At 44.0% G+C, this 7,267-nt stretch carries 6 protein-coding genes; 4 read left to right on the top strand and 2 right to left on the bottom strand.

Annotated features, from left to right (window positions below; all coding sequences use genetic code 11):
* Nucleotides 1-33 precede the first annotated feature (33 nt).
* From rmuC to L0P88_RS00330, 3 genes are read left to right on the top strand one after another with little or no spacing between them, the layout of a single operon-like run.
* The gene (rmuC, locus tag L0P88_RS00320) at nucleotides 34-1,389 is read left to right on the top strand and encodes a DNA recombination protein RmuC (RefSeq protein WP_247132660.1); all 1,356 of its coding nucleotides are present in this window, start codon (nucleotides 34-36) and stop codon (nucleotides 1,387-1,389) included.
* Nucleotides 1,390-1,755 (top strand): 6-phosphogluconate dehydrogenase, encoded by a 366-nt coding sequence (locus tag L0P88_RS00325; RefSeq protein ID WP_247132661.1) that lies wholly within the window; start codon nucleotides 1,390-1,392, stop codon nucleotides 1,753-1,755. It abuts the gene before it with no gap.
* Nucleotides 1,752-2,297: an acyl-CoA thioesterase gene (locus tag L0P88_RS00330; RefSeq protein WP_158777991.1), complete on the top strand. Its 546-nt coding sequence runs from the start codon at nucleotides 1,752-1,754 to the stop codon at nucleotides 2,295-2,297. The genes L0P88_RS00325 and L0P88_RS00330 overlap by 4 nt, the downstream gene beginning before the upstream one ends.
* 78 nt (nucleotides 2,298-2,375) lie before the next feature.
* Here the strand turns inward: L0P88_RS00330 and pgl are convergent, their stop codons facing one another.
* Together pgl and zwf are read right to left on the bottom strand one after the other, a co-directional pair.
* Nucleotides 2,376-3,086 carry a 6-phosphogluconolactonase gene (gene pgl / locus L0P88_RS00335; RefSeq protein WP_247132662.1) on the bottom strand — a complete coding sequence of 237 codons (711 nt, stop codon included), beginning with the start codon at nucleotides 3,084-3,086 and terminating at the stop codon, nucleotides 2,376-2,378.
* A gap of 487 nt (nucleotides 3,087-3,573) precedes the next feature.
* The gene (zwf, locus tag L0P88_RS00340) at nucleotides 3,574-5,106 is read right to left on the bottom strand and encodes a glucose-6-phosphate dehydrogenase (protein ID WP_247132663.1); all 1,533 of its coding nucleotides are present in this window, start codon (nucleotides 5,104-5,106) and stop codon (nucleotides 3,574-3,576) included.
* 110 nt (nucleotides 5,107-5,216) lie between these two features.
* Between zwf and gndA the strand changes: the two genes are divergently transcribed.
* A complete protein-coding gene (gene gndA / locus L0P88_RS00345) occupies nucleotides 5,217-6,626 on the top strand; it encodes an NADP-dependent phosphogluconate dehydrogenase (protein WP_247132664.1) in 1,410 nt (469 codons plus the stop codon).
* The last annotated feature ends 641 nt before the right edge of the window (nucleotides 6,627-7,267 follow it).

Here is a 7,267-nt window from a genome sequence, read left to right on the forward strand (position 1 = left end):
AATTCAACTATCTTTACGTTAAGATTTTACTTTATGAGTCAAGAACTGATGTATTTGCTTGTTGGCCTTCTGGCCATTGTTGTAGGTATTTTGGTGGGCATCTACATCCAAAAACTGAAAACAAGGTCCAACGAAAGTATTTGGCTGGAACGTGAACAACAACTAAATCAATCCCTTACGACCCTCAATGCGAAGCTGGACCTTGAAAACGAGGAAAAAAAACAGATTCAAAACGAAAAAGAACAGTTGGGCCATCAACTGGTACGCTATCAAGCTGACTTGGAGAACCTGGAGCGTATCAATACCGAGCAAAAGGAAGAAGTAGAAAAACTTCAGGAAAAGTTTACCAAGGATTTTGAAAACTTGGCCAACAAAATCCTGGATGAAAAAAGCAGCAAATTTACCGAGCAAAATCAAAAAAACATCAAGCAAATCTTAAGTCCGCTGCAGGAGCGGATCCAATTGTTTGAAAAGAAGGTCGAGGAAACGCAAAAAGAAAACATTAGCATCCATTCTGCTTTAAAAGAGCAATTGCTCAATCTCCAAAATCAAAACCTAAAGATCACGCAAGAAGCGGAAAACCTTACCAAGGCGCTTAAAGGGGACAGTAAAATGCAAGGGAACTGGGGAGAATTGGTTTTGGAACGTGTTTTGGAAAAATCCGGATTGGAAAAGGACCGGGAGTATAGCGTACAGCAAAGTTTTAAACGGGAAGATGGGGCCCGGGTGATGCCCGATGTCATCATTCATCTTCCCGACGGGAAAAAAATGGTGGTCGATTCCAAGGTTTCCCTAACGGATTACGAGCGCTATACCAATGCTCCCCAAGATGAAAAACCCAGATTCTTAAAAGACCACATCAATTCCCTTCGCAAACATGTGGAACAACTCTCTGCCAAAAAATATGAGGATTTGTACGAAATGGAAAGCCCTGATTTTGTATTGATGTTTGTACCCATAGAGCCAGCTTTTGCCGTGGCAATCAATGAGGACAACACCATTTACAATAGGGCCTTTGAACAAAACATAGTTATTGTTACGCCCTCTACCCTATTGGCGACCTTACGCACCATAGATACGATGTGGAGCAATGAAAAACAACAGCGTAACGCTATTGAAATTGCACGGCAGGCCGGGGCCCTTTATGACAAATTCGAAGGTTTTGTGTCGGACCTTACCCGCGTGGGGAAAAAGATGGACGAAGCCAAAAACGAATACCGTGGGGCCATGAACAAGTTGGTGGAGGGCCGCGGAAATATTGTTACCAGTATTGAAAAATTAAAGAAAATGGGGGCCAAGGCCAAAAAGTCGATTCCAGAACCCATTCTAAAACGGGCAGAAGAAGATGACCACGAATTGGAAAATGAACAACCTAAATTAAAACTTTAGATGCGTAAAATTGTCTTTATTCTCATCTCGGTCATCCTACTGGGTAGTGCCATTTACTTTGCTTTTGTGTATTATGTTCCTTTTAGCGAAGGCTATCGGTCTGGGGAACTGATGAAATTCAGCAACAAAGGGGTATTGGCCAAAACCTGGGAAGGAGAACTAAGTCAGGGGATTTCCGGAGTACGTATTTTTAAGTTTTCCGTACAGGATTCGGAAGAGGAAATCATCCAGAAACTAATAGCATATCAAGGAAAATACGTTAAGGTCACCTACAAAGAGCTGTATGCCACTTTTTTTTGGCTGGGGGACACCAAATATTTTATTACTGATGTGGTATTGGAAAAGTCGCCCCATTTCAACAAATGAAAAAGTTTAAAACCTCAAAAGAGTCCTGGGTATCGATTACGGAACTGATGCTTCCCTCCCACTCCAATTTTGGAGGTAAGGTACATGGCGGGCATATCTTGAACCTGATGGACCAAATTGCATTTGCCTGTGCCAGTAAACATTCGCAGGCCTATTGTGTAACGGCCTCCGTAAATCGGGTCGATTTCCTGAACCCGATAGAAGTTGGTGAATTGGTTACCCTTAAAGCCAGTGTGAACTACACCGGACGGACCAGTATGGTCATTGGGGTTCGGGTAGAGGCCGAAACCGTGACCACCGGGGAAAAACGGCATTGCAATTCTTCCTATTTTACCATGGTGGCCAAGGATGGCAAAGGAAACAATGTAAAGGTACCGGGGCTATTGATTACCGACAAACAGGGACTACGACGGTATGCTAGAAGTGTGGAACGCAAAATGGCCGTGCGGCAACGGGATACCAAATACCACGGCAAAATGTTCAAGGTAAATGAATATTTAAAATACCTGGAAAATGAGAACGTGAAATTGGATTTGGACTAACGGCCGCTTTTAGGAGTTTGGAAATGATTACGAATGGGAAATAAAACTTCCCTTTTCGGATTGAAATTGACTTAGGTGCTAGGGATTAGGGGCCGCCGCCTCATCCAAAAACCAAACCAGTTTTCCAGATTTTGGATGTACCAGGGAGGCGGGATAGGTTTTATAGCCCTCCCTTGTATTGTGGATTTCATCAACTTTCTCTGCTTTAGTGGCACCGGTTACCAAAAAGGCAACTTCCTTGGCCATATTGATGACCTTGCCATTAATGGAAACCCGCTTTTGACCAGAATCCGGATGTGTAGCTACAACACAATGGTCCTTGGCTTCCCAGAGTTGAATTTCATGGGGAAAAATGGAAGCAGTATGGCCATCGTCTCCCATACCCAGGATAATTAAATCAAATTGGGGAATGCCTTCCTCCCTATCCAAATAAATCTCCAACAAATTGGCATAACGCATGGCCTCCCGTTGCGGATCCGATTCCCCTAAAATTCTATGGATATTTTTTTCCGGGACATTGATTTTCGAGAATAAATGCTCCACGGTCATCTTATAATTGTTTTGATCATCGGTCGGGGGCACGCAACGTTCATCTCCCCAGTAAAAATGGATTTTGGACCAATCAATAGTGTCCCCATAGGCCAAAGCCAATTCATCAAAAACAATCTTTGGGGTGCTCCCTCCAGAGAGGGCCACATGGAAAACCTCCTTCCCTTTTGTCAATTCAGCAAAATAGGCCGAAAACTGTTTGGCAACCTCTTGTTTGTCCTTAAAAACCCTTATCTCCATAGTATATTTTCCCTTTATTTTAAAACCGTCTTAAGCCAAGGAATACATTAAAATCTATCGGTTAGTGCAACCTTTCCCAATACCATTTCCCCTTACCTTATATCTAACACCTAACACCCAACAACCAACAACCAACAACCAACAACCAACAACCAACAACCAACAACCAACAACCAACAACCAACAACCAACAACCAACAACCAACAACCAACAACCAACAACCAACAACCAACAACCAACAACCAACAACCAACAACCAACAACCAACAACCAACAACCAACAACCATCAACCATCAACCATCAACCAACAACCATCAACCAACAACCATCAACCAACAACCATCAACCAACAACCATCAACCAACAACCATCAACCAACAACCATCAACCATCAACCAACAACCATCAACCAACAACCATCAACCAACAACCATCAACCAACAACCATCAACCAACAACCAACAACCATCAACCATCAACAACTCCTAACAAATCACACAAAAGCCAGGGTCATCCGTTAAATTGGGACCGGGATTGCGCCAAAAACCAATACCATCGATCAGTTCATCCGCATTTTCAGGCCCCCAGACCCCAGCCGCATAACCGTACATGCGAACATTTTTTCCATTCTTCCAATAGTCCAAAATGGGGTCGACAAATTCCCAGGCCGCCTCCACTTCATCTGCTCGTGCATATAGTGTTGCATCGCCTTGCATACAATCCAATAATAAGCGTTCATAAGCCTCCATGACATGGGTCTGTGCCAAATTGGAATAGTAAAAATCCAAGTTGGCCCGTTCCACTTTAAATCCTTGACCAGGCACTTTTACACCAAACTTGATTAAAATTCCCTCGTCCGGCTGGATTCGAATCACCAATTTATTATCCTTACTGTTCATCCCTGAGTCTTGAAATATTTGGTGATGGGGTGTTTTAAAATGGATGACCGCTTCAGTCACTTTGGTTGGCATCCGCTTGGCCGTACGCACATAAAAAGGTACACCTTCCCACCGCCAATTGTCCACAAAAAACTTAATGGCCGCATAGGTTTCCGTAGTTGAATCGGAATCCACACCTTCCTCTTCCCGATATCCCTGCACCTGCTCCCCATCGATTGACGAAGCCATATATTGTGCTCTAATGGTTTGTATATGCAAGGTTTTTTCATCCTTCATGATACGCAATGATTTCAATGCCTTTACTTTTTCGTTGCGAATATCCTCCGGGGCATCACTAATTGGGGGCTCCATCACGATCAAGGAAACAATTTGTAACAGGTGGTTTTGGAACATATCCCTCAAGGCCCCTGATTTATCATAGTATCCACCCCTTTTTTCGACCCCAACACTTTCGGCGTTGGTAATCTCCACATGATGGATATAGTTTCTGTTCCACAAGGGCTCAAAAATACTATTGGCAAATCGGGTCACTAAAAGGTTTTGAACTGTTTCCTTCCCCAAATAATGATCTATTCTATAAATCTGCTGTTCCCGAAAATGGTGCTGCAAGCCTTCGTTCAATGCCTTTGCCGTATCCAGACTGTAGCCAAACGGCTTTTCCACGATCAAACGTTTCCAACCGTTCCTTTGGGTATTTAACCCTGCTTTGGCCAAGTTTTTGGCAATGGTCTCATATAGGGTGGGCGGAGTGGATAAGTAGTAAATGATGTTCCCAGAGGTGTTGTGCTCATTTTTTAAATCCGCTATCCGTTTACGAAGACCGTCGTACGAAGTGTCATAGTCGCTTCCCAAATCCTCATAAAAGAATTGGTCTGAAAACTTGGAAATATAGTTCGACTTTAAATTCGCTATTCGTTCCTTCAGGTACGTACTTTCCAAAACCACTTTATTCCGGAAATCCATATCCGTCATGTCACTGCGGCTCACTCCCAAAACCACGAAGTTTTCAGGTAGTTGCTGCGCTATGAAAAGATTGAAAAGTGCAGGTACCAACTTCCGGGCCGTTAAGTCGCCGGAGGCACCAAAGATCACCAACATTTGATTTTCGGTTTTTTTCATTTAAAGTGTCGGATTAGTTGAGCGTAACGAATATAACGTTTATTTTAGGTAGCGATTTAAGGACATCCCTTACTTAGCGATGTCTTAACAGATAAATTAACGGGAATACGATGGCAGATACATACGATTTTGGACTGGTAGGCCTTGGCGTCATGGGCAGGAACTTTATTTTAAACGTGGCCGATAATGGCTTTTCGGCCTTTGGAAATGACCTGGACCAGGAAAAAGTAAGTGCATTGATCGAGGAAGGAGGTAATCCCCAAAAAGTCAATGCCACTACCGATGCACAAGTATTTGTCAATGCCCTAAGTACCCCCAGGAAAATAATGCTGTTGGTCCCCGCTGGGAAGATTGTGGATGCGGTCATCGAAAGCCTGTTGCCCCTTTTGGATGATGGGGATATCATTATTGATGGGGGAAATTCCTTCTTTACGGATACGGACCGTAGGGAAGCCTATCTTAAGGAAAAGGGCATTAATTTCTTCGGTGCCGGAGTATCCGGTGGTGCCAAGGGCGCACGTTTGGGTCCTAGTATCATGCCCGGTGGCTCCCGGGAGGCCTATCAACATGTAAAACCCATTTTTGAAGCCGTAGCCGCCAAATACAAGGATGAACCCTGCGTGACCTATTTAGGGCCCAAATCCGCAGGAAACTATGTAAAAATGGTACATAATGGTATTGAATATGGACTAATGCAATTGACCTCGGAGATTTACGATTTGCTCAAAAAGGCTGGCAAACTCACCAATAATGAACTCCATAGGACGTATGCTGACTGGAATGGAGGTCGTTTGCAGTCCTTTTTAGTGGAGATTACCTCCGAAATCCTTACCCAAAAGGATGATCTTACCGATAACGATTTGGTGGATATGATTTTGGATAAGGCCAAACAAAAGGGTACGGGGAAATGGACCTCCCAAAATGCCATGGACCTGGGAATTCCCGTCCCCACCATAGATATTGCCGTAAGCATGCGTGAAATCTCTGCACTGAAGGAAGAACGGACCAAGGCAGATTCACTTTATGACCGACCCACTCCAGAAGAGACTGTGAAATCCTCCTTGGTGGACCAATGCGAACAGGCACTTTACTTTGCTTTTATCATGGCCTACGCCCAGGGCATGCACCAATTGGCAGATGCCAGTAAGGAATACGGTTATGGGCTGGATTTAGGGGAAATCGCAAAAATATGGCGTGCCGGATGTATTATCCGTGCAGCCTTACTGGCGGATATTACCGAAGCTTACCGAGCAGAACCGGAATTGCAAAACCTGTTGCTCTCAAAATCCTTTATCGGAAAAGTACAGGGTACCGTAAAGGCCGCCAGGGAATTGGTCAGCTATGGGGCCCTCAATGGAATACCCTTGCCAGGACTTTCCAATGCACTCACTTACTTTGATGCCTATACCTCACAACGCCTGCCCTTGAACCTGATTCAGGCCCAAAGGGATTATTTTGGATCCCATACCTATGAACGTATTGATAGGGAAGGCATTTATCATACACAATGGGAGGAATAACCCAAAAGGGTTAAGATACCTATAAGGCATTCACATCTTGTTTCCCTTAATACTGATAGGAACAAAGATTTCCCTAAACTAGATCGGTACCTTTATAGGGACATAGGGCCAGCGGCATCGGACGGCTCTTCCATGGCCATAAACCCAATTTCATGACAAATCCCGTTCCCAAGTATACAGTTGGGTGGTAAACTCCTCAGGATCTCCCACTTATTATCAAATAAAAGCACTTCTTACACTGAAAGAAAACACTTGTTACATCACTGTTAAAGTATTGTCTTCAAGGGGATACCTTTACATGATATAGTGTCGTACAATACTTCCGATAGGTAACCTTCCCGTCTTGCAAACCTTGGAATACTTCGGATCCAAAGCAACGGGTTCGTTCCGTTGGATGAGTTAAAAAGATTGGCCTACAAGGGATTGACCGTTTTGGAAAACCATGGGAAAACAATGTCTGGGATGTCGTGCAGTATGGGGTGCTTGGAAGTTACAGGGCATCCCTGGGATTTTTTGCGCCCATTTCCGGCCCTTAAGTCAGATCCATGGCCCTTTCGTTGGGATCCGAAGTTCCCTTTTTGCCATGCGGCAATACCAATCAATCCAAGAACCATTGCTTTCTACCAATACCTTGATAAGTT

This window comes from Muricauda sp. SCSIO 64092, from assembly GCF_023016285.1.
Classification (GTDB): Bacteria; Bacteroidota; Bacteroidia; order Flavobacteriales; family Flavobacteriaceae; genus Croceivirga.

Excerpts from the sequence above, each read along its gene's own strand:
- pgl (WP_247132662.1), bottom strand. The coding sequence starts at position 3,086 with ATGGAGATAAGGGTTTTTAAGGACAAACAAGAGGTTGCCAAACAGTTT.
- L0P88_RS00330 (WP_158777991.1), top strand. The coding sequence starts at position 1,752 with ATGAAAAAGTTTAAAACCTCAAAAGAGTCCTGGGTATCGATTACGGAA.
- zwf (WP_247132663.1), bottom strand. The coding sequence starts at position 5,106 with ATGAAAAAAACCGAAAATCAAATGTTGGTGATCTTTGGTGCCTCCGGC.
- rmuC (WP_247132660.1), top strand. The coding sequence starts at position 34 with ATGAGTCAAGAACTGATGTATTTGCTTGTTGGCCTTCTGGCCATTGTT.
- gndA (WP_247132664.1), top strand. The coding sequence starts at position 5,217 with ATGGCAGATACATACGATTTTGGACTGGTAGGCCTTGGCGTCATGGGC.
- L0P88_RS00325 (WP_247132661.1), top strand. The coding sequence starts at position 1,390 with ATGCGTAAAATTGTCTTTATTCTCATCTCGGTCATCCTACTGGGTAGT.